We start from the raw sequence: 20,836 nt of genomic DNA on the forward strand, positions 1-20,836 counted from the left end.
GCGCATGAAGGTTCTCGATCTGCGCTGCTCGCATGGCCACGGCTTCGAGGGCTGGTTTGCGTCCAATGAGGCTTTCGAAACCCAGCTGGCCGCCGGACTGGTGGAATGCCCGGTGTGCGCCGACACGCGCATCGTCAAGCTGCTGAGCGCGCCGCGCCTGAACCTGGGCAACGCGAAGGCGCCGGCGGAGGCTGCCGCGGCATCGGCAGCGCCATCTTCGGCACCTGCCAAGGCCCAGGCACCCGCCGAACAGTCCCCGGAGGCCCGCTGGATGCGCGCCGTGCGCGAGGTTCTCGCAAAGACAGAGGACGTGGGCGAACGTTTTGCCGACGAGGCGCGCAGGATGCACTACGGCGAAGCCGAAGAGCGCGGCATCCGCGGCCAGGCGACCCGCGAGCAGGCCGAGGCGCTGCTCGAAGAGGGCATTCCGGTGATGGCCCTGCCCATCCCCGCAGCGCTCAAGGAAACGCTGCAGTAGCCTGCAGCCGGTCCAGCATCAAGCCGTGAACTGCAGCGCGGCCAGGCGGGCATAGACCCCGCCTTGCGCCACCAGCGTGGCGTGCGTTCCCTGTTCGACGATGCCGCCGTGGTCCAGCACGATGATGCGGTCGGCCTTCTGCACGGTGGCCAGGCGGTGCGCAATCACGAGCGTGGTGCGGCCTTCCATGGCCGATTCGAGCGCCGCCTGCACCATGCGCTCGCTCTCCGCATCGAGCGCGCTGGTGGCTTCGTCGAGCAGCAGCAGCGGCGGGTTCTTGAGAATGGCGCGCGCAATCGCGATGCGCTGGCGCTGCCCGCCCGACAGGCGCACCCCGCGCTCGCCCAGGAAGGTGTCGTAGCCCTCGGGCAGCGCCTGCAGGAAATCGTGCGCGAAGGCCGCGCGCGCGGCGGCATGCACTTCGTCGGTGGTCGCGTCGGGGCGGCCGTAGCGGATGTTCTCCAAGGCGCTGGCCGAGAAGATCACGGCGTCCTGCGGCACCAGGCCAATGCGGGTGCGCAACTCGGGCAGCGCGAGCGAGGCCAGCGGCGCGCCGTCCAGCAGCAGGCGGCCGGACTGCGGATCGTAGTAGCGCAGCAGCAGCTGGAACACCGTGCTCTTGCCGGCGCCGCTCGATCCCACCAGGGCCACCGTTTCGCCGGGCGCGATGTCGAGGCTGAAGTCCTTGAGCGCCGGCGTGCCGGGCCGCGAGGGGTAGTGGAAGGTCACCGCCTCGAGCTGGACGGCGCTACCGGCCACGGGGACGGGCGCAGCCACCGGATCGGGTGGTGAAACGATGGCCGCCGGGGCATGCAGCAGTTCCATCAGGCGCTCGGTTGCGCCGGCCGCGCGCAGCAGGTCGCCATAGACCTCGCCGAGTACCGCGGTCGCACTCGCAAGAATGGCCACGTACACCACCGTCTGGCCCAGGTGGCCGGCCGTGATGTCGCCGCGCAGCACCGCCTGCGTGCCCTGGTAGAGGCCCCAGAGCAGCGCCGCCGAGGTGGCGATGATGATGAAGGCCACCAGCACCGAGCGCGCCTTGGTGCGGCGCACCGCGGTCTTGAAGGCGTTCTCGGTCGAGGCCTTGAAGCGGCCGGCCTCGCGCGATTCGGCCGTGTAGCTCTGCACCACCGGAATCGCGTTGAGCACCTCGGCCGCGATGGCGCTCGAATCGGCCACGCGGTCCTGGCTCGCGCGCGAGAGCTTGCGCACGCGCCGTCCGAACCACATGCTCGGCAGCACCACCAGCACCAGGATGCCCAGCACCTGGACCATCACATAGGGGTTGGTCCAGATCAGCACCGCGAGCGCGCCGACGCCCATGACGGCATTGCGCAGGCCCATGCTCAGCGACGAGCCGACCACCGTCTGGACCAGCGTGGTGTCGGCCGTGAGGCGCGACAGCACTTCGCCGGTCTGGGTGGTTTCGAAGAACGCCGGGCTCTGGCGCAGCACGTGGCCGTAGACCGCGTTGCGCAGGTCGGCCGTGACGCGTTCGCCGAGCCAGCTCACCGTATAGAAGCGCGCGGCCGAAAAGAGGCCGAGCGCCACGGCCACGGCAAACAGGGCGCCGAAGTGCTCGCGCAGCGCCATGGTCTGCGCGCCCTTGTCGGCGCTCACCAAACCGCCGTCGATCAGGCTGCGCAGCGCCAGCGGAAACACCAGCGTGGTGACGGCGGCCATCACCAGGAAGATGCCCGCCAGCACGATTTGGACGCGGTAGGGCCGAAGAAAAGGGCTCAGGCCCGACAGCGATCGGGGCGAGCCCTTGGCCGGTGAAGACAGAGGGGAAGAAGCCATGGCGCGGATTCTACCGACCCTTGCCATCGCAAAGGTGGCCTTGACAATAATTGCCCAGACAATTAATATTCCGACCCATGAGCGATGCAGACAATCCGCAACTCCCGCCAGCCTCCGGCGACACCGGGCGCCGGCCGGTCGACTTCTACCGTGCCGAGGACTACAAGGCCGAGGAAAGCATCGGGTATTTGATGCGCCGCATCCTCAGCGCGGTGGCCCAGGCGGTAGAAACCCGTATGTGCGAGCCCGGTGGTCCCACTTTTCCGCAATGGTTGCCGCTGTACAAGCTGCATGTCGGCGCTGCCACCACGGTGGCCGAACTGGCCCGGGCCTGCGAGCTCGACGCGGGTGCCATGACGCGCCTGCTTGACCGCCTCGAGGCCAAGGGCCTGTGCCGCCGCGTGCGTTCGCTGGAAGACCGGCGCGTGGTCAACATCGAGCTCACCGAGGAAGGCCGCGCCGCCGCCCAGGAGGTGCCGTACGTGCTGAGCCGCGTGCAGAACGAGCACCTGGCGGGCTTCACCAAGGAGGAGTGGGAGCAGCTCAAGGGCTACCTGCGCCGCATTCTCGACAACGCCCAGGCCCTGGCGGCCCGTGGAGATAAAAATGACTGAATCCCTTGCCGCGCGCGCCTTGCGCCGCACCCCCGTTGTTGCCGCCGTGCTGCTTGTGGCCGTGCTGGCCGGCTGCGCCGACATGGCCGGCATCGGCTCCGAGGCCAGGTTGCGCGACGCCGCGTCGCTCGGCCTTGCCGCGGACCGCAGCGCCGCCGCCGTGCCGGCCGTCGAGCGCCAATGGTGGCTCGCCTTTGGCGATGCGCAGCTCAACACGCTGATCGACCAGGCCGTGGCCGGCAATCCGAACCTGCAGGTGGCGCGGGCGCGGCTCGCGCGCGCGCAGGCCTCGGCGGACATCGCCGAGTCGGCACTGAAGCCCAAGGTCAACGGCGAACTCGACCTCAAGCGCCAGAAGTTCAACAGCAACTACATCTATCCCGCGCCGCTCGGCGGCTCCACGCAGAACATCGGCCTGCTGCAGCTCGGCGCGAGCTGGGAGCTCGACTTCTTCGGCAAGAACCGCACCGCGCTCGAAGCCGCCATCGGCGCCGCCAACGCCGCGGCGGCCGACGCCGATGCCGCGCGCGTGCTGCTGGCCAGCAACGTGGCGCGCAGCTACTTCCAGTGGGCGCGCCTGAACGAGCAGCTCGGCGTGGCGCGGCGCACGCTGGCCCAGCGCGAGGAAACGCTCAAGCTGGTGCATGACCGCGTGTCCGCGGGCCTCGATACCCGTCTCGAGCTGCGCCAGAGCGAAGGCGGCCTGCCCGAAGCGCGCCAGCAGATCGAAGCCCTCGGTGAGCAGATCGCGCTGCAGCAGCATGCGCTCGATGCGCTCGTGGGCCAGCCCGACGTGTCCGCATCGCTCAAGCCGCCGATGCTCGAAGCCGTCAAGCCGATGGCGCTGCAGGCCAGCATTCCGGCCGACCTGCTGGGCCGCCGCGCCGACATCGCCGCCGCGCGCTGGCGCGTCGAGGCCGCCACCAGCGACGTGGCCAACGCCAAAACCCAGTTCTATCCCAACGTGAACCTCACGGCCTTTGCCGGCTTCCAGAGCCTGGGCTTCGGCAAGCTGCTCAAGTCGGGCAGCGAGCAGTGGGGCGTGGGCCCCGCGATCCACCTGCCGATCTTCGAAGGCGGCCAATTGCGCGCCAACCTGCGCGGCAAGGCGGCCGACCTGGACGCCGCGATCGAGAGCTACAACGCCACCGTGCTCGACGCGGTGCATGACGCGGCCGACCAGGTGTCCAGCGCCCAGTCGATCACGCGCCAGCAGGCCGAGCAGCGCGCCGCGCAGGCCGCTGCCGAAGGGGCCTACGACATCGCCGTGCAGCGCTATCGCGCGGGCCTGGGCAACTACCTCAACGTGCTGACCGCCGAAACCGCCGTGCTCGCGCAGCGCCGGCTGGCGGTCGACCTGGCCGCACGCGCGCTCGACACGCAGGTGGGCCTGGCGCGCGCGCTCGGCGGCGGCTGGCAGCCGCCGGCAACCGCCACCGCCGCGGCCACCGCTTCACCTGCCGCATCGAACTGAACTGAACTGACTTTTTTCGTCTTCGGAAAGAACTCCATCATGAGCGACAACAACACTCCGACGCCCGCTGCAGCCAACGCTTCCGCAGCTCCCGAAGCACCCGCCGGCAACGGCAAGCGCCGCCGCGCACTGACCGCGCTGGCGGCCGTGGTGATCGTCGCCGGCGGCGGCTGGGGCCTCTACGAATGGCTGGTGGCCAGCCACTACGAGGACACCGACAACGCCTACGTGCAGGGCAACGTGATCCAGATCACGCCGCAGATCGGCGGCACCGTCATGGCCATCAATGCCGACGACACCGACTTCGTGAAGGCCGGCCAGCCGCTGGTGCAGCTGGACCCCGCCGATGCGAAGGTGGCGCTCGAGCAGGCCGAGGCCGCGCTCGCGCAGGCCGTGCGCCAGGTGCGCACGCTCTATGCCAACAACGGTTCGCTGGCCGCGCAGATCACGCTGCGCCAGGCCGACATCGTCAAGGCGCAGAGCGACATCGCCAAGGCGCAGGACGACCTGCAGCGCCGCCGCGCGCTGTCGGGCAACGGCGCGGTCTCCAAGGAAGAACTCAACCACGCCGAGACGGCGCTGGACAACGCCAAGAGCCAGCTCGCCGCCGCGCAGGCCGGCGTGGTGGCTGCGCGCGAAGCGCTGGCCAGCAACCAGTCGCTGACCGAGGGCACCAGCGTGGCCCAGCACCCGAGCGTGCTGGCGGCCGCCGCCAAGGTGCGCGAGGCCTACCTGGCCACCCAGCGCGTCGCGCTGCCGGCGCCGGTCGACGGCTACGTTGCCAAGCGCACCGTGCAGCTCGGCCAGCGCGTGGCGGCCGGCACGCCGATGATGTCGATCGTGCCGCTGAACCAGCTGTGGGTCGACGCCAACTTCAAGGAAGTGCAGCTGCGCAACATCCGCATCGACCAGCCCGTGAAGCTCAGGGCCGACGTCTACGGCAAGAAGGTGGAATACACCGGCAAGGTCGCGGGCCTGGGCGTGGGCACCGGCAGCGCGTTTGCGCTGCTGCCCGCGCAGAACGCCACCGGCAACTGGATCAAGGTGGTGCAGCGCGTGCCCGTGCGCATCGCGCTCGACCCCGAGCAGCTCAAGGCCAACCCGCTGCGCATCGGCCTGTCGATGGACGCCGAGATCGACATCTCGCAAAAGAGCGGCAAGATGCTGGCCGACGCGCCGCGCCCCACCGCCATCTCGCAGACGCAGGTCTACAGCAAGCTCGACCAGGGCGCCGACGCCGAGGTCGACCGCATCGTGGCCGCCAACCTGGGCCGCGGCGCACCGGCCGCCTCTGCGGCGCCGGCACCGGCTGCGGGCCGCTCCGCCGTGCCCGCGGCCGCCGCCGGCACCGCGGCACAGGCTGCTTCGCAATCCCATCCCGGCTGATCGCCGTTCACGGTTTCCGAGGCAAAGCCAATGGCCACTGCTGCTCCCGCCTACGTCGCGCATCCGCCGCTCGAGGGCGCCGCCCGCGTCTGGGGCACGATCGCGCTGTCGGCCGCGACCTTCATGAACGTGCTCGATTCGTCGATCGCGAACGTGTCGCTGCCGGCCATCTCGGGCGACCTGGGCGTGAGCACCACGCAAGGCACCTGGGTCATCACCAGCTTCGCGGTGGCCAACGCCATCGCGGTGCCGCTCACGGGCTTCATGACGCAGCGCTTCGGACAGGTGCGCCTGTTCATGGCCAGCGTGATCCTGTTCATGGTCAGCTCGCTCCTGTGCGGCCTGGCGCCGAACATGACCACGCTGATCCTGTTCCGCGCGCTGCAGGGCTTTGTCGCGGGGCCGATGATCCCGCTGTCGCAGACGCTCCTGCTGTCGAGCTATCCGCGCGCCAAGGCGGGCCTCGCAATGGCGATGTGGTCGATGACCACGCTGGTCGCGCCGGTGATGGGGCCGCTGCTGGGCGGCTGGATCACGGACAACATCTCGTGGCCGTGGATCTTCTACATCAACATTCCCGTGGGCATCGTCGCGGCCGGCATCACCTGGGCGCTCTACCGCAAGCGCGAGAGCAACACGCACAAGGTGCCGATCGACGCCATCGGCCTCGCGCTCCTGGTGCTGTGGGTCGGCTCGATGCAGCTCATGCTCGACAAGGGCAAGGAGCTCGACTGGTTCCACTCGCCCGAGATCGTCACGATGGCCGTGATCGCGGTGGTCGGCTTCGCGTTCTTCCTGATCTGGGAGTTGACCGACAAGCACCCGGTGGTCGACCTGTCGCTCTTCAAGCGCCGCAACTTCTGGTCGGGCGCCGTGGCCACCGCCGTGGCCTATGGCCTGTTCTTCGGCAACGTGGTGCTGCTGCCGCTGTGGCTGCAGCAATGGATGGGCTACACCGCCACGCAGGCCGGCATGATCATGGCGCCCGTGGGGCTGCTGGCGATCTTCTTCTCGCCGGTGGTCGGGCTCACCGTGGCCAAGATCGATCCGAGGCGCTACGCCACCTTCTCGTTCCTGGTGTTTGCGCTGGTGCTGTGGATGCGCTCGAACTTCAACACGCAGGCCGACTTCGTGACGATCATCATCCCGACGATCATCCAGGGCATCGCGATGGCGTTCTTCTTCATTCCGCTGGTGACCATCACGCTCTCGGGCCTCACGCCCGACCGCATCCCGGCCGCATCGGGGCTGTCGAACTTCCTGCGCATCACCGCGGGCGCCATGGGCACGTCGATCACCACCACGCTGTGGGAGAACCGCGCGGCGCTGCACCACTCGCAGCTCGCGGAGTCGGTGAACCCGGGCAACAACGCAGCGGCCAGCGCGATGTCGGGGCTGGCGAGCAGCGGCCTGAGCACCGAGCAGGTGATGGGCCAGATCAACCGCATCGTCGACCAGCAGGCCTTCATGCTGGCCACCAACGACATCTTCTATGCGTCGGCGATCCTGTTCCTGCTGCTGATTCCGCTGGTGTGGCTGGCCAAGCCGCAGCGCGGCGGTGCCGGGGGCGACGCCGCAGCCGGCGCGCATTGAGGGCGGTGAGGGCGGTGAGGGCGGGCGCTGCTCTTCAGGCGCCGAGTGCGCGCAGCACGTCGTGGCACGCGCCCATGGTGTGGTAGTCGGTCTTGCCGGCCGGGCTTTTTTCGTCGCTGATCTTGCGGTTGTCGGGCGTGAGGATGCGGTACCACGCGCCATGGCGGTGGTCGACGAAATGCGCCCAGCTGCAGGCCCAGATGCGGTCGTACCAGCTCCAGTAGCCGGCATCGCCGGTGCGCACGGCCAGCAGGGCGGCGGCGGCAAAACTCTCGGCCTGCACCCAGAAGTACTTGTCGCCGTCGCACACCGCGCCGTCGGGGCCGAATCCGTAGGCGAGGCCGCCATGCGCCGCGTCCCAGCCACGCAGCATCGCGGTGTCGAAGAAGTGCCTGGCGCGCGGCACAGCCCACTCCGCTTCGCGGCCCGCGGCAGCCAGCGCGCGCTCCAGCTGCAATAGCAGCTTGGCCCACTCGGTCAGGTGCCCGGTCTGGAAGCCCCAGGGCCGGAAGATGTTGCTCTTGTCGCCGCGGTTGTAGTCCCAGTCGACCGACCAGTCTTCGCGGTAGTGCTCCCAGACCAGTCCGCCGGCCAGCGCCGCCTGCCGGCCCGTGACCGACTCCGCCAGCGCGAGCGCGCGATCAAGGTAGCGCGCGTCCTGCGTGGCCTCGAAGGCCGCAAGCATCGCTTCGCAGGCGTGCATGTTGGCGTTCTGGCCGCGGTACGTACCCACGTGCCAGTCGGGGCTGGCTTCGTCGGCATAGAGCGCGTGCCGAGGCTCCCAGAAATGCCGCTCCATCAGCTGCCAGGTGGCCTCGAGCCCTGAGCGCGCTTCTTCGATGCCGGCCATGAGGGCATGCGCATGCGCGAGCAGCACGAAGGCCAGGCCGTAGCAATGCTGCGTGCCGTCCTGCACGGTGGCGCGGCCCTCGTGCCAGTCGACCTGCCACGCATAGCCGCCGCCGGGCTGCGCATGCGCGCGCTGCACGAAAGCCAGGCCGTGGCGCACACCGTCGAGGTGCTTCGGATCGCCGAAGCGCCGGTACGCCATCGCATGGTTGAAGACGAAACGCGCGCTGCTGACGAGGTGGCGCGTGCGCCGGTCGTACACCGTGCCGTCGTCCTTGAAGAAGTGGAAGAAGCCGCCGGATGGGTCGCGGCAGACCGGCTCATAGAAGGCCAGCGTGTGCACGATGTGGCCGGTCAGGAATTCGGGCGAGCGGAAGTTCGGCATGGGACTGAAGGGTTCGAACCGATGGGTCATTGTCATTGTGACGACAGTCGCGCGCCGCAGTGAGCGGCCGCGGGCGGAAGGTTGCACTGCAGCATAGGCATTTGCCCCAGTATGCAAGCGGGAGGCGGCCACGAACAATCGGTCCGCGCTCGACAGTGGCGCGATGAGATGGACCGCATGACCCACATATCTTTCCTGAACCCGGGCGACTTCGCGAGATGAGCGACGTCATCCTCGAAACACGCCAGCTCACCAAGGAATTCAAGGGGTTCACTGCGGTCAGCAAGGTCGATCTCTCGGTGGTGCGCGGCTCGATCCATGCGTTGATCGGCCCGAACGGCGCCGGCAAGACCACCTGCTTCAACCTGCTCACCAAGTTTCTCGAACCCACCAGCGGCACGATCCTGTTCAACGGGCAGGACATCACGGGCGAGCGGCCGGCGCAGATCGCGCGGCGCGGCATCATCCGCTCGTTCCAGATCTCGGCGGTGTTTCCGCACCTCACGCTGCTGGAGAACGTGCGCCTCGGACTGCAGCGCGCGCTCGGCACCTCGTACCACTTCTGGAAGAGCGAGAAGACGCTCGAGCCGCTCGACGCACGCGCCCGCGAACTGCTGGCCGAGGTCGGCCTCGCGCACGAAGCCGACGAACTCACGGTGAACCTGCCCTACGGCCACAAGCGAGCGCTCGAGATCGCGACCACGCTGGCCATGGACCCCGAGCTGATGCTGCTCGACGAGCCCACGCAGGGCATGGGCCATGAAGACGTGCACCGCGTGGCCGAACTCATCAAGCGCGTGTCGGCCGGCCGCACCATCCTGATGGTCGAGCACAACATGAGCGTGGTCTCGACCATTGCCGACACCATCACGGTGCTGCAGCGCGGCGCCGTGCTGGCCGAAGGGCCGTACGCCGAAGTCTCCAGAAATCCGCAGGTGATGGAGGCCTACATGGGCACCACCGACGGCCAGCTGCAAGGAGCCCATTGAGATGACCGCCGCGCTCGAAATCAAGGGCCTGCACGCCTGGTACGGCGAATCACACGTGCTGCATGGCGTCGACATGGTGGTGCAGCCCGGCGAGGTGGTCACGCTGCTCGGGCGCAACGGCGCGGGGCGCACCAGCACGCTGCGCGCGATCATGGGCCTGACCGGCTCGCGCAAGGGCAGCATCGAAGTCAACGGCGTGCAGACCATCGGCATGGCCACGCACCGCATCGCGCACCTGGGCATCGGCTATTGCCCCGAGGAGCGCGGCATCTTCGCGAGCCTCTCGGCCGAGGAGAACCTGCTGCTGCCGCCGCCGCTCAAGAACGGCAAGGGCGTGGGGCAGGGCATGTCGGTGGCCGAGATATACGAGATGTTCCCCAACCTGGCCGAGCGCCGCAACAGCCCGGGCACGCGGCTGTCGGGCGGCGAGCAGCAGATGCTCGCGGTGGCGCGCATCCTGCGCACCGGCGCCAAGCTGCTGCTGCTCGACGAGATATCCGAAGGCCTCGCGCCCGTCATCGTGCAGGCGCTCGCGCGGATGATCCACACGCTGCGCGCCAAGGGCTACACCATCGTGATGGTGGAGCAGAACTTCCGCTTTGCCGCGCCGCTGGCCGACCGCTTCTACGTGATGGAGCACGGCCGCATGGTCGAGGCCTTCGGCGCCAAGGAACTCGACGCCAAGATGCCCGTGCTCAGCGAGCTGCTGGGCGTGTAGGCGAGCGCACGCCAATTTTTTCTGTCGACGACCCTTTCAACTATTCAGGAGACACCATGCAAACCAAGCTCAAAATCATTGCTCTCATGCTCGGGGCCGCGGGTCTTGCGAGCCATGCCGTGCAGGCGCAGGAGAAGGTCGTCATCGGCTACATCAGCGACCTGTCGGGCCTGTACGCCGACCTGGAAGGCAAGGGCGGCGCCACGGCCATCCAGATGGCCATCGACGACATGGGCGGCAAGGTGCTCGGCCAGCCGGTCGAGGTGCTGAGCGTCGACCACCAGAACAAGCCCGACATCGCGGCCTCGAAGGCGCGCGAATGGATCGACACCGCCGGCGCCACGATGATCTTCGCGGGCACCAATTCGGGCGTGGCGCTGGCCACCGCCAAGGTGGCGCAGGAAAAGAAGCGCGTGTTCTTCACCAACGGCGCGGCCACCTCGGCGCTCACCAACGCGCAGTGCAGCCCCTACACCGTGCACTACGCCTACGACACTGTCGCGCTCGCCAAGAGCACCGGCGGCGCGGTGGTCGACACCGGCGGCAAGAGCTGGTTCTTCCTGACGGCCGACTATGCCTTCGGCCATGCGCTCGAGGCCGACACCGCCAAGGTCGTCAAGGCCAAGGGCGGCTCGGTGGTGGGCACGGTGCGGGCGCCGCTCAATGCGTCGGACTTCTCGTCCTTCCTGCTGCAGGCGCAGAACTCCAAGGCCCAGGTGCTGGGCCTGGCCAATGCCGGCGGCGACTTCATCAACTCGATGAAGGCCTCGAAGGAATTCGGCATCGACAAGTCGATGAAGATCGCGGGCCTGCTGGTGTTCCTCACCGACGTGAAGAGCCTGGGCCTGCCGGCCACGCAGGGCCTGCTGCACACCACCAGCTGGTACTGGGACGCCGACGACGAGTCGCGCAAGTGGGCCGCGCGCTACGAAGCCAAGACCAAGAACAAGCCGACCGACATCCAGGCCGCCGACTACTCGGCCACCATGGCCTACCTCAAGGCCGTGGAGGCGGTGAAGAGCACCGATGCCGACAAGGTCATGGCCTACCTCAAGAAGACGCCGATCAACGACTTCTACGCCAAGGGCGTGATCCGCGCCGACGGCCGCATGGTGCACGACATGCTGCTGGCCGAGGTCAAGAAGCCTTCGGAATCCAAGGGCCCCTGGGACCTGCTGAAGATCGTCAAGAAGGTGCCGGGCGACCAGGTCTACACGACCAAGGAAGAAAGCACCTGCGCGCTGTGGAAGTAAGCGTTGCCTGAGCGGGAGGCGGCCGTACGCGGCGCCCCCCGCGCGAAGCCGCTGCCTCCTTTCTGAACCTCGATTCCATTCACGATGAATATTTCTATGCCTGCCCTGTTGAGCCAGCTCCTGCTGGGGCTGGTCAACGGGTCGTTCTACGCGATCCTGAGCCTGGGGCTGGCGGTGATCTTCGGGCTGCTCAACGTCATCAACTTCGCGCATGGCGCGCTGTTCATGATGGGGGCGGTGCTGTCGTGGATGGCGATGAACTACTTCAACGTCAACTACTGGGTCATGCTGGTGGTGGCGCCGGTCATCGTCGGCCTGTTCGGCGTGCTGATCGAGCGGCTGCTGCTGCGCTGGATCTACAAGCTCGACCACCTTTACGGCCTCTTGCTCACGCTGGGCCTCACGCTGCTGATCGAAGGCGGCTTCCGCTCGGTGTACGGCGTCTCTGGCCTGGCCTACAGCACGCCCGAGGCGCTGAGCGGCGGCACCAACCTGGGCTTCATGTTCCTGCCCAACTACCGCGCGTGGGTGGTGGTGGCGTCGCTGGTGGTGTGCTTTGCCACCTGGTATGCAATTGAGAAGACGCGGCTCGGTGCCTACCTGCGCGCCGGCACCGAGAACCCGCGGCTGGTGGAAGCCTTCGGCGTCAACGTGCCGCTGATGGTGACGCTGACCTACGGCTTCGGCGTGGCGCTGGCGGCCTTCGCGGGCGTGCTCGCGGCGCCGGTGATCCAGATCTCGCCGCTGATGGGGCAGAACCTCATCATCATCGTGTTCGCGGTGGTCGTGATCGGCGGCATGGGCTCGATCATGGGCGCCATCCTCACGGGCCTGGGGCTCGGCGTGGTCGAGGGGCTGACCAAGGTGTTCTATCCGGAGGCCTCGGCCACGGTGGTGTTCGTGATCATGGTCGTGGTGCTGCTGATCCGTCCGGCCGGCCTGTTCGGCAGCGAGAAGTGAAGTCCATGAAGAAAATATCGCTCGTCGTCTACGGGGTGCTGCTGCTGGCGCTCATCGCGGCACCTTTCATCGGCTTCTATCCGGTGTTCGTGATGAAGGTGCTGTGCTTTGCGCTCTTTGCCTGCGCCTTCAACCTGTTGCTGGGCTACACCGGCATGCTGTCCTTCGGCCATGCCGCGTTCCTGGGCGGCTCGGCCTACCTCACGGGCCATGCGCTCAAGGTCTGGCACCTCACGCCCGAGCTCGGGCTGATCGCGGGCACGCTGGCCGGCGCGCTGCTGGGGCTGGTGTTCGGCTGGCTGGCGATTCGCCGCCAGGGCATCTATTTTTCGATGATCACGCTGGCGCTCGCGCAGATGATGTACTTCGTCGCGCTGCAGGCACCGTTCACGGGCGGCGAGGACGGGCTGCAGAGCGTGCCGCGCGGCAAGCTCTTCGGCCTCATCGACCTGCGCGACGACCTCACGATGTACTACGTTGCGCTGGTGATCGTGGTGGCGGCCTTCCTGCTCATTGCGCGCACCGTGCATTCGCCGTTCGGGCAGGTGCTCAAGGGCATCAAGGAGAACGAGCCTCGCGCCATCTCGCTCGGCTACGACGTCAACCGCTTCAAGCTGCTGGCCTTCGTGATCTCGGCCGCGCTGTCGGGCCTGGCCGGCTCGCTCAAGACGCTGGTGCTCGGCTTCGCTTCGCTGAGCGACGTGCACTGGACCGCCTCGGGCCACGTGATCCTCATGACGCTGGTGGGCGGCCTGGGCACGCTGTCGGGCCCGCTGGTGGGCTCGGCGGTGGTGGTGCTGCTGGAGAACAAGGTGGGCGACTTCGGCAGCTTCATGGCGCACCTCACCGGGGTCGACTGGTTCAACACGCTCGGCGAGTCGGTCACCATGGTCACGGGCCTGATCTTCGTGATCTGCGTGCTGGCGTTCCGCAGGGGCATCATGGGCGAGGTCATCGCCTTCATCGACCGGCGCCGCGGCAAGAAGGCCTGAAGCGAAACAAGGCGGATTCTGTCCGCCTTCTTCGTTTCTGGCCCCCCTCAGGGCAGCGCCGTGATGCGGTTGGCCGCGGGCGGCGCGAGCGGGCTGTTCGCCTTGATGTAGGCCTCGAGGGCGTCCACGTCCTGGTCGCCGCCGAGCGTGTCGGTGCCCTGGTTGAAGACCGTGAAGTTGTCGCCGCCGGTGGCCAGGAAGCTGTTCATCGTCACGCGGTAGCTCGCGCCGTCGGTCATCGCGGTTCCGTTGAGCGCCATGTTGCCGATGCGCGAGCCCGCGGGTGCCGAGAGGCTGTAGCTGTAGCTCAGGCTGCGCGAAGGCAGCAGCACCCTCGGCGAGGCGACCGTGTTGCTGCCGCTGTTGAACTGCTGCTCGAGCAAGGCCTTGATCTGCGCGCCGGTCATCGTCTTCACCACCAGGCTGTTGCCGAAGGGCTGCACGCTGAAGATCTGGCCATAGGTCACGCTGCCGTCGCCGGCCGGCACCAGGTCGGCGCGCACGCCGCCCGGATTCATGAACGCGATCTGCGCGCCGCCCTTGTTGCTGGCACTGGTGGCGGCGAGCTGCGCATCGGCGATCAGGTTGCCCAGCACGCTTTCGCGCGAGGCCGCCTGCGTGCGCGTGGCGGGGCCGGAGAGCGTGCCCACCACCCGCTGCACCAGCGGCGCCGCGACGGACAGGTACTGGCTGACGAGCCCGGCCACTTCCTGGTTCTTGCCGAACACGGGGTACTGGTCGGTCAGCGCCACCGTGGTTGCGCCGCTGGTGTAGGCCTCGCCCTGGACGATCACGTTGTCGGCCGACTTGGCCGTGACCTTGCGGGTGCGCGTGTCGATCGTCAGGTTGATGTCGGTCAGCAGGGTGCCGTACTGGCCGGCGCTGGTCAAAAGGAAGGGCTTGGCCGGGTTGGTCTTGCCGTAGTCGCAGGTGTAGGAGCGGTGCGTGTGGCCCGAGATCACCACGTCGACGGAGGCGTCGAGCTTGTCGAGGATCGGCAGGATGTCGCCGTTCAGGCCGGCGCAGCTCTTGTCGTTGTAGCCCACGGTGGTGGTGCCGCCCTCGTGGACCACCACCACGATGGCGTCGGCGCCCTGGGCCTTCAGCTGCGGAATCAGCGCGTTGGCCGTGTCGGCCTCGTCCTTGAAGCTCAGTCCCGCAACGCCGGCCGGCGTCACGATGCTGGGCGTGCCCTTGAGCGTCATGCCGATGAACGCGACCTTCACCGTGGCGCCGTCCTTGGTGAAGCTCTTGATGCCCGTGGCGGGGAACAGCGTGGTGCCGTCGCTCTTCACGGTGTTGGCCGCCAGGAAGCCGAAGTTGGCACCCGGGAAGGCCTTGTTCACGCGGCAGGGCTCCAGCGGCGTGTTCTTGGTGCAGCCGCCGTTCTTCATGCGCAGGAGCTCGGTCTGGCCCTTGTCGAACTCGTGGTTGCCGACCGCGTTGAAGTCGATCTTCATCGCGTTCACGGCCTCGATGGTCGGCTCGTCGAGGAACAGCGCCGACACCAGCGGCGAGGCGCCGATCATGTCGCCGGCCGAGACCACGGCGTTGTTCTCGTTCTTCGCCTTGAGCGACGCGATGGCCGAAGCGAGGTAGGCGGCGCCGCCGGCGGGCACCGGCACCATGCCGCCGCCGTTCGCCGGGGCGGTGATGGAAAGCCGGGGCGGCTCGAGGTTGCCGTGCAGGTCGTTGAAGGCGATGAGCTTCACGTCCATGCTGCCGGGCGCGGCGGGCGCCGGCGCAGGGGGCGGTGCCGGCGCCGGTGCGGGCGGCGGGAGGAACGGAATGAACCCGTTGTTCGAATGGCTGCTTCCGCCGCATGCGGACAAGGTGGCCAGGACCACCCCCGCCAGGGCGAGATGTTTCAACGATGCGTGCATGAGCCTCTCCTCTTTGGATGGAATGCAGCGCATGCTGGACATGGCAGATGACGTCGCCATGACCGCCCCGCGCAGGAAGCGTGATCAGGGCAGGGGAACCACGCGGATGGCCACGCCGGGGCCGAAGGCGCGCTGCAGCAATTCGCCCGCCTGGGCGCTTTGCGCGTCGCCGGGCGACTGCACGGCCAGCCATCCTTCCGCGGCTCGTCGCTGCAGGTGCCAGCCCTCCTGCCCGATGCGGATCAGGCTGGCGAGCGACGCGGCGTCCGCGATGGGCAGCGCCGCGGGCACGATGTCGAGCCAGTCCACCACCTGGTCGGCTTCGCCGCCGAGCCGCGCGGTCGCGCCGTCCACCAGCGCGCGCTGCGTGGCGGCATCCCTGACCGCGCCTTGCAGCACGATGCCGTTGCCGTGCCAGCGGATTTCAAGCGCTGCGTTCGTTGCCGATGGGGCCGGCCGCGCGGCCGCGAACACCCACGCGGCGCCTGCCGCGGCCAGCAGCGCCATCAGCAGCGCGATGAGCCGGAGTCGTCTGTTCATTCGAGCCTTGGCGCACGACCATCGTGCAAACGTCGAGTGCCGAGTTCAGGGGCCCGGCATGACGGCGTGATGACAGCCGCACAGGGCTGCTGCGCGGCCTCAGAGCCGCAGCGGTGCGGCGTAGCCGGTCATCTCGAGGTAGCCCCGGCCGACACGGCGGCCTTGCACATCGACGAGGTCGCTCAGGCCTTCCCAGTACACCCCGCCGGTGGAGCCGCGGCTGTCGAGCTCCTGGTCGTCGAGCAGCGCGCGCACCTCGAAGCTGCCTGAGGGCGTTTGCACGCGCCACCGGGTCGGGTACTTCGCCTGCGTGCGCGGGCTGGTCCACGTATCCGCGCCGTCGAAGCGCACCTCGTCATTGTTGAAAACGCGCAGTGCGCCATCGCGCATGCGAAACGATCCGCCGGCCCATAGCGCACTGCCGTCGCGGCGCCGCAGGCGAAAGGCGGTGAGGGCGCTGCCGTCGTCCAGGTTCATGCCGATCCAGTCCCAGCCCACGGCCTCCGGATGCATCAGCGCCTCGCTCCATTCGTGGTCGAGCCAGGCGGTGCCGTCGACGTCGAAGGCCTGGCCCTTGAGCGCGAGCCGGCCCTGGGTGCGCAGCTGCGGCTCGCTGTAGTAGTAGCTCGCCTGCGCTTCGTCCGGTCCCTTGCGCGAGAGCCCGGCCTTGCCCTGCAGCAGCACCGGCTGCGTGGGCGTGAAGCGCAGGTCGAGCGAGAACTCGCCGGCCGGGATGCGCGCCGAATAGCTGCCGTCGTCCCTGCGCACCAGCGACCAGTCGCGCAGTCGCACATCGGTGTCGGTTTCGCTGGCCGATGCAACGCCGAAGCCCACGCGCGCAATGCGCTGGTCGTGCAGCAGCACGCGGCCTTCGAGATCGGTGACGGCCGCATGCGCGAACACGAGGTGCCTGGCCGCGAAGGCCGAGCGCAGGCCCTGCGCTGCATCGATGCGCGAACGGAAGAAAGTCACCTGGAAGCCGAACTCGCGTCCCGCCGCGGTCTTCGCATGGCCCGTGATGTACCACCACTCGGTCTGCAGGTCAGGGTGGCTGCCGAAGTCGCGCGGGAACTGCAGCGTGCGCGCGGGCAGTGCCCAGCCTGCGGGCGCGGCGGCCAGCGCCGCAAGCAACAGGCTGCGGCGCGAGAGCTTGTGAAAGAAGGCAGGCGGCGGCATCACCCCGCAACCAGTGCGTCGATGCGCCGCTGCGCCGGCCCGATGTCGCCGAACGCGTTCTGTACCCAGGTCGCATCGTGATAGCTCGGCAGGTAGCGCTCGCCCGCATCGCACAGCAGCGAAAGGATGGAGCCCTGCCGGCCGGCCGCGCGCATCTCGCCGGCAATGGCGAGCATGCCGACGAAGTTGGTGCCGGTCGACGGGCCCACCTTGCGGCCGAGCAGCGCCGAGAGCGCGTGCATGGCCGCCACCGAATCGAGATTGGGCACTTCGATCATCCGGTCGACCAGCGAACGGATGAAGCTCGGCTCCACGCGCGGCCGGCCGATGCCTTCGATGCGCGAGCCCGCCGCGGTCAGCGTGGCGTCGCCGCTGCGGTGGTAGGCCGAGAACACCGAGCCCTCGGGATCGGGCACGCACACCTGCGTGTCATGGCAGCGGTAGCGCAGATAGCGCCCGATGGTGGCGCTGGTGCCGCCGGTGCCTGCGCCCACCACGATCCACGCCGGCACCGGATGCCGCTCGCGCGCCATCTGCTGGAACATGCTTTCGGCGATGTTGTTGTTGCCGCGCCAGTCGGTGGCGCGCTCTGCGTACGTGAACTGGTCCATGTAGTGGCCGCCGGTCTGCTCGGCGAGCGCGTGCGCTTCCTCGTAGACCTGCGCCGCATGGTCGACGAAGTGGCAGCGCGCGCCGTAGAAGGCGATCTGCGCCACCTTCTCGGGCGAGGTGCTGCGCGGCATCACCGCGATGAAGGGCAGGCCCAGCAGCCGCGCGAAATAGGCCTCGCTGACCGCCGTCGAGCCGCTCGAGGCCTCGACGATGGTGGTGCCCTCGCGCACCCATCCGTTGCACAGCGCATAGAGAAAGAGCGAACGCGCGAGCCGGTGCTTGAGGCTGCCGGTGGGATGGGTCGATTCGTCCTTCAGGTACAGGTCGATGCCGGCCGCGGCGAGCGCGGGCAGCGGCAGCGGGATCAGGTGCGTGTCGGCGCTGCGCTGGTAGTCGGCCTCGATGCGGCGGATCGCGCCGCCGAGCCAGCCGCTGCAGGAGGAAGAGGAGGGTGTTTGCTGCATGTAGGAGGAAGTCTACAAGTCATCCCTCGCAGCACCCAGCGAACGCGCAAATCGGGATACTGTGCGCTGCCAAATTCCACCCGGCAGGAGACAAGACGCATGAGAACAAGACACCTGCGCCCCACGTCGCGGCGTTCGTTAGGTCAAAGGCATTCCATTGGCGCCACGGCGCTCGCGGCCCTGGTGCTCGCGGGTTGCGCATCCGGACCACCCGATGTGCAGACGCCGCCGCGCGCGCCGTCGTCCTTCGCGGTGCCCGGCCTGGAGAAGCCCGCCGAGGTGCTGATCGACCGCTGGGGCGTGCCGCATCTCTATGCGGGCACGCTCTACGACGCGTTCGTTGCGCAGGGCTTCATTGCCGCGCGCGACCGGCTCTGGCAGATGGACCTCTGGCGCAAGCGCGGCCTGGGCGAGATGGCCAAGGACTTCGGCCCCGCCTGGGTCGAGAGCGACCGCGCCGCGCGCGCCGTGCTCTACCGCGGCGACATGTACCGCGAATGGCTGGCCTACGGCTCCGATGCCAAGCGCGTGGCCGAGGCCTTCACGGCCGGCGTCAACGCCTATGTGGCGCAGGTGCGTGCGCAGCCGGCGCTGCTGCCGAAGGAGTTCGCGCTGCTGGGCTACCAGCCATCGCCCTGGTCGGCCGAGGACGTGGTGCGCATCCGCCATCACGGCCTCACGCTCAACTTCACGTCCGAGATCGACCGCGCGCGCGCCTTCTGTGCCGGCGGCCAGGGCATCAAGGCCGACTGGCTGCGCCGCGAGCTCGATCCGCCGGTCACGCCCAAGGTGCCCGTGGGGTTCGAGCCCTGCACCATCCCGGCGGCCGAGCTGCGCGCGGCCTACCTGCGCGCCACCGAGCCGCCGCGCTTCACCAAGGACAACACACGGCTGGCCGGGGCGGCGACCGCGTCCGTGCTCCTGCAGCCCGGCAGCGCCGAAGCTGCAGCACGCAGTGCCGAGGAGGAGAAAGAGCAGCAGCAGGCGCTGCAAGGCGATCCGACGGCCGCCTATGGCAGCAACAACTGGGTCATCGCGCCGAAGCTCACCGCCACCGGGCGCCCGATCCTTGCCAACGATCCGCACCGCGCCCACGGCGCGCCGAGCCTGCGCTACATGGCGCATCTCAGCGCACCCGGCATGGACGCGATCGGCGCCGGCGAACCCTTCCTGCCGGGCCTCTCGATCGGCCACAACGGCACCATCGCCTTCGGTCTCACGCGCTTCTACATGGACCAGGAAGACCTGTACGTGTACCAGCTCAATCCCCGGAACCCGAACGAGTACCGCTACCAGGGCCGATGGGAGCCGATGACCCGCGTCACCGAGCGCATTGCCGTGCGCGGCGAGAGCGCGCCGCGCGAGGTGGTCAACACCTTCACGCGGCACGGCCCGGTGCTGCTGTCCGAGCCCGGCAAGCGGCGTGCATTCGCGCTGCGCGCTGCGTGGCTCGAGCCCGGCATGGCGCCGTACTTCGGTTCGATGGACTACATGCGCGCACAGAACTGGGACCAGTTCCGCGCCGCCATGAACCGCTGGGGCGCACCCGGCGAAAACCAGGTCTATGCAGACCGCAATGGCAACGTCGGCTGGATTCCGGGCGGCCTCACGCCGATCCGCCCCAACTGGGACGGCCTCATGCCGGTGCCGGGCGATGGCCGCTACGAGTGGTCGGGCTTTCGCAACGGCGACGAACTGCCCTCGGAGTTCAACCCCGCGCGCGGCTATGTCGTGACCGCGAACGAGAACAACATCCCGCCCGATCATCCGGCCGCGAAGAAGGGCATCGGCTACGAGTGGAGCGACGGTGCGCGTGCGCGCCGCCTCAAGGAGCTGTTCGAGAGAAAGGCCGCCTCGGGTTCGCGCTTCACGCTCGAGGATTCGGAGCGCATGCAGAACGACATCGTCGCCACGCCGGCCCAGCGCCTGCTCAAGCTCCTGGCCGGCCTGCGCAGCGACGATGCCCGCACGGCCGCCGGCTTGCGGCTGCTGCAAGGCTGGGACGGCACCATGGACCGCGACAGCGCCGCCGCTGCGCTGTATGAAGTGTGGAGCGCCAAGACGCTGCGCGCGGCGGTGCTCAAGGCCGGTGCCGGCGAAGCCGCGGCCTCGCTGGCAGCACCCGGGGACAACACGCGCATGCTGCTGCTGCTGGAGAACCCCTTCGGCTGGGTGAGCGATGCACAGCGCGATGCGCTCTTGCTCGAAACCCTGCCGCCCGCGATGCAGGAGCTCACGGCCAAGCTCGGGCCCGACATGTCGGCGTGGAAGTGGGGCGCGCTGCACCGCGCGGAGTTCCGCCATCCGCTCGGCGGCGTGGTCGATGCGGCCACGCGCAAGAAGCTGGAAGTCGGCGACTGGCCGATGTCGGGCTCGGCGTTCACGCCGATGGCGGCCAGCTACCGCGCCAATGACTACAAGCTCACGTCGGGAGCTTCGTTCCGGATGGTGCTGGACGTGGGGAATTGGGATGCCTCGCGGGCGATCAATACGCCGGGGCAGTCGGGGGATCCGGACAGTCCGCACTATCGGGATCTGGCGCCGCTCTGGCTCGAGGGGAAGTACGTGCCGCTGGTTTATAGCCGGGGGGCGGTGGAGAGGGAGACTGTGGAGAGGGTTCGGTTGATGCCTTCTTTGCCTTAGGTTTTTTGGGTTCGGGGGCCGGGT

The 20,836-nt window shown here is 68.5% G+C and carries 17 protein-coding genes; 11 read left to right on the forward strand and 6 right to left on the reverse strand.

Annotated features, from left to right (window positions below):
• Positions 1-4 precede the first annotated feature (4 nt).
• Positions 5-478 (forward strand): DUF1178 family protein, encoded by a 474-nt coding sequence (locus VPA02S_RS25795; RefSeq protein WP_012748591.1) that lies wholly within the window; start codon positions 5-7, stop codon positions 476-478.
• 18 nt (positions 479-496) lie between these two features.
• On the opposite strand, the gene VPA02S_RS25800 is transcribed toward VPA02S_RS25795, so the two are convergent.
• The gene (locus tag VPA02S_RS25800) at positions 497-2,281 is read right to left on the reverse strand and encodes an ABC transporter transmembrane domain-containing protein (protein ID WP_018905859.1); all 1,785 of its coding nucleotides are present in this window, start codon (positions 2,279-2,281) and stop codon (positions 497-499) included.
• Positions 2,282-2,358: 77 nt separating this feature from the next.
• Between VPA02S_RS25800 and VPA02S_RS25805 the strand changes: the two genes are divergently transcribed.
• Genes VPA02S_RS25805 through VPA02S_RS25820 form a run of 4 tightly spaced genes read left to right on the forward strand, consistent with a single transcriptional unit; the run spans position 2,359 to position 7,348 of the window.
• Entirely contained in the window at positions 2,359-2,895 is a 537-nt protein-coding gene (locus VPA02S_RS25805) for a MarR family winged helix-turn-helix transcriptional regulator (RefSeq protein ID WP_062366445.1), read from the forward strand.
• Positions 2,888-4,369 carry an efflux transporter outer membrane subunit gene (locus VPA02S_RS25810; RefSeq protein ID WP_062366447.1) on the forward strand — a complete coding sequence of 494 codons (1,482 nt, stop codon included), beginning with the start codon at positions 2,888-2,890 and terminating at the stop codon, positions 4,367-4,369. The genes VPA02S_RS25805 and VPA02S_RS25810 overlap by 8 nt, the downstream gene beginning before the upstream one ends.
• A 39-nt stretch (positions 4,370-4,408) precedes the next feature.
• Positions 4,409-5,755 carry an HlyD family secretion protein gene (locus tag VPA02S_RS25815; RefSeq protein WP_012748587.1) on the forward strand — a complete coding sequence of 449 codons (1,347 nt, stop codon included), beginning with the start codon at positions 4,409-4,411 and terminating at the stop codon, positions 5,753-5,755.
• A gap of 30 nt (positions 5,756-5,785) precedes the next feature.
• Entirely contained in the window at positions 5,786-7,348 is a 1,563-nt protein-coding gene (locus VPA02S_RS25820) for a DHA2 family efflux MFS transporter permease subunit (RefSeq protein ID WP_012748586.1), read from the forward strand.
• 34 nt (positions 7,349-7,382) lie between these two features.
• Here the strand turns inward: VPA02S_RS25820 and VPA02S_RS25825 are convergent, their stop codons facing one another.
• Positions 7,383-8,618 (reverse strand): AGE family epimerase/isomerase, encoded by a 1,236-nt coding sequence (locus VPA02S_RS25825; protein WP_062366449.1) that lies wholly within the window; start codon positions 8,616-8,618, stop codon positions 7,383-7,385.
• Between the two features lie 182 nt (positions 8,619-8,800).
• On the opposite strand from VPA02S_RS25825, the gene VPA02S_RS25830 reads away from it, so the two are divergent.
• The 5 genes from VPA02S_RS25830 to VPA02S_RS25850 all read left to right on the forward strand — a co-directional run bounded on the left by VPA02S_RS25830 (position 8,801) and on the right by VPA02S_RS25850 (position 13,494).
• Positions 8,801-9,571, forward strand: a complete 771-nt coding sequence (locus tag VPA02S_RS25830) for an ABC transporter ATP-binding protein (protein WP_012748584.1) — start codon at positions 8,801-8,803, stop codon at positions 9,569-9,571.
• Between the two features lies 1 nt (position 9,572).
• Positions 9,573-10,289 carry an ABC transporter ATP-binding protein gene (locus VPA02S_RS25835; RefSeq protein WP_062366451.1) on the forward strand — a complete coding sequence of 239 codons (717 nt, stop codon included), beginning with the start codon at positions 9,573-9,575 and terminating at the stop codon, positions 10,287-10,289.
• Positions 10,290-10,345: 56 nt separating this feature from the next.
• Positions 10,346-11,542 (forward strand): ABC transporter substrate-binding protein, encoded by a 1,197-nt coding sequence (locus tag VPA02S_RS25840; protein WP_012748582.1) that lies wholly within the window; start codon positions 10,346-10,348, stop codon positions 11,540-11,542.
• 84 nt (positions 11,543-11,626) lie between these two features.
• A complete protein-coding gene (locus VPA02S_RS25845; protein ID WP_012748581.1) occupies positions 11,627-12,502 on the forward strand; it encodes a branched-chain amino acid ABC transporter permease in 876 nt (291 codons plus the stop codon).
• Between the two features lie 5 nt (positions 12,503-12,507).
• Positions 12,508-13,494 carry a branched-chain amino acid ABC transporter permease gene (locus VPA02S_RS25850; RefSeq protein WP_012748580.1) on the forward strand — a complete coding sequence of 329 codons (987 nt, stop codon included), beginning with the start codon at positions 12,508-12,510 and terminating at the stop codon, positions 13,492-13,494.
• Between the two features lie 47 nt (positions 13,495-13,541).
• On the opposite strand, the gene VPA02S_RS25855 is transcribed toward VPA02S_RS25850, so the two are convergent.
• The 4 genes from VPA02S_RS25855 to VPA02S_RS25870 all read right to left on the reverse strand — a co-directional run bounded on the left by VPA02S_RS25855 (position 13,542) and on the right by VPA02S_RS25870 (position 18,169).
• Positions 13,542-15,377 (reverse strand): bifunctional metallophosphatase/5'-nucleotidase, encoded by a 1,836-nt coding sequence (locus VPA02S_RS25855; protein ID WP_062366452.1) that lies wholly within the window; start codon positions 15,375-15,377, stop codon positions 13,542-13,544.
• Between the two features lie 84 nt (positions 15,378-15,461).
• Positions 15,462-15,917, reverse strand: coding sequence for a hypothetical protein (locus VPA02S_RS25860; protein ID WP_062366454.1), 456 nt, complete (start codon positions 15,915-15,917; stop codon positions 15,462-15,464).
• A gap of 99 nt (positions 15,918-16,016) precedes the next feature.
• Entirely contained in the window at positions 16,017-17,093 is a 1,077-nt protein-coding gene (locus VPA02S_RS25865; protein WP_062366456.1) for a lipocalin-like domain-containing protein, read from the reverse strand.
• Positions 17,093-18,169 (reverse strand): PLP-dependent cysteine synthase family protein, encoded by a 1,077-nt coding sequence (locus tag VPA02S_RS25870; protein WP_062366458.1) that lies wholly within the window; start codon positions 18,167-18,169, stop codon positions 17,093-17,095. Before VPA02S_RS25870 ends, VPA02S_RS25865 begins: the two co-directional genes overlap by 1 nt.
• A 99-nt stretch (positions 18,170-18,268) precedes the next feature.
• Here VPA02S_RS25870 and VPA02S_RS25875 point away from each other — a divergent pair, with 99 nt between their 5' ends.
• Positions 18,269-20,812 (forward strand): penicillin acylase family protein, encoded by a 2,544-nt coding sequence (locus tag VPA02S_RS25875; RefSeq protein WP_062366460.1) that lies wholly within the window; start codon positions 18,269-18,271, stop codon positions 20,810-20,812.
• Positions 20,813-20,836 lie beyond the last annotated feature (24 nt).

This window comes from Variovorax paradoxus NBRC 15149 (genome assembly GCF_001591365.1).
GTDB classification, from domain to species: domain Bacteria; phylum Pseudomonadota; class Gammaproteobacteria; order Burkholderiales; family Burkholderiaceae_C; genus Variovorax; species Variovorax paradoxus.

Coding starts and splice junctions, on each gene's coding strand:
- VPA02S_RS25795 (WP_012748591.1), top strand. CDS start 5: ATGAAGGTTCTCGATCTGCGCTGCTCGCATGGCCACGGCTTCGAGGGC.
- VPA02S_RS25800 (WP_018905859.1), bottom strand. CDS start 2,281: ATGGCTTCTTCCCCTCTGTCTTCACCGGCCAAGGGCTCGCCCCGATCG.
- VPA02S_RS25805 (WP_062366445.1), top strand. CDS start 2,359: ATGAGCGATGCAGACAATCCGCAACTCCCGCCAGCCTCCGGCGACACC.
- VPA02S_RS25810 (WP_062366447.1), top strand. CDS start 2,888: ATGACTGAATCCCTTGCCGCGCGCGCCTTGCGCCGCACCCCCGTTGTT.
- VPA02S_RS25815 (WP_012748587.1), top strand. CDS start 4,409: ATGAGCGACAACAACACTCCGACGCCCGCTGCAGCCAACGCTTCCGCA.
- VPA02S_RS25820 (WP_012748586.1), top strand. CDS start 5,786: ATGGCCACTGCTGCTCCCGCCTACGTCGCGCATCCGCCGCTCGAGGGC.
- VPA02S_RS25825 (WP_062366449.1), bottom strand. CDS start 8,618: ATGACAATGACCCATCGGTTCGAACCCTTCAGTCCCATGCCGAACTTC.
- VPA02S_RS25830 (WP_012748584.1), top strand. CDS start 8,801: ATGAGCGACGTCATCCTCGAAACACGCCAGCTCACCAAGGAATTCAAG.
- VPA02S_RS25835 (WP_062366451.1), top strand. CDS start 9,573: ATGACCGCCGCGCTCGAAATCAAGGGCCTGCACGCCTGGTACGGCGAA.
- VPA02S_RS25840 (WP_012748582.1), top strand. CDS start 10,346: ATGCAAACCAAGCTCAAAATCATTGCTCTCATGCTCGGGGCCGCGGGT.
- VPA02S_RS25845 (WP_012748581.1), top strand. CDS start 11,627: ATGAATATTTCTATGCCTGCCCTGTTGAGCCAGCTCCTGCTGGGGCTG.
- VPA02S_RS25850 (WP_012748580.1), top strand. CDS start 12,508: ATGAAGAAAATATCGCTCGTCGTCTACGGGGTGCTGCTGCTGGCGCTC.
- VPA02S_RS25855 (WP_062366452.1), bottom strand. CDS start 15,377: ATGCACGCATCGTTGAAACATCTCGCCCTGGCGGGGGTGGTCCTGGCC.
- VPA02S_RS25860 (WP_062366454.1), bottom strand. CDS start 15,917: ATGAACAGACGACTCCGGCTCATCGCGCTGCTGATGGCGCTGCTGGCC.
- VPA02S_RS25865 (WP_062366456.1), bottom strand. CDS start 17,093: ATGCCGCCGCCTGCCTTCTTTCACAAGCTCTCGCGCCGCAGCCTGTTG.
- VPA02S_RS25870 (WP_062366458.1), bottom strand. CDS start 18,169: ATGCAGCAAACACCCTCCTCTTCCTCCTGCAGCGGCTGGCTCGGCGGC.
- VPA02S_RS25875 (WP_062366460.1), top strand. CDS start 18,269: ATGAGAACAAGACACCTGCGCCCCACGTCGCGGCGTTCGTTAGGTCAA.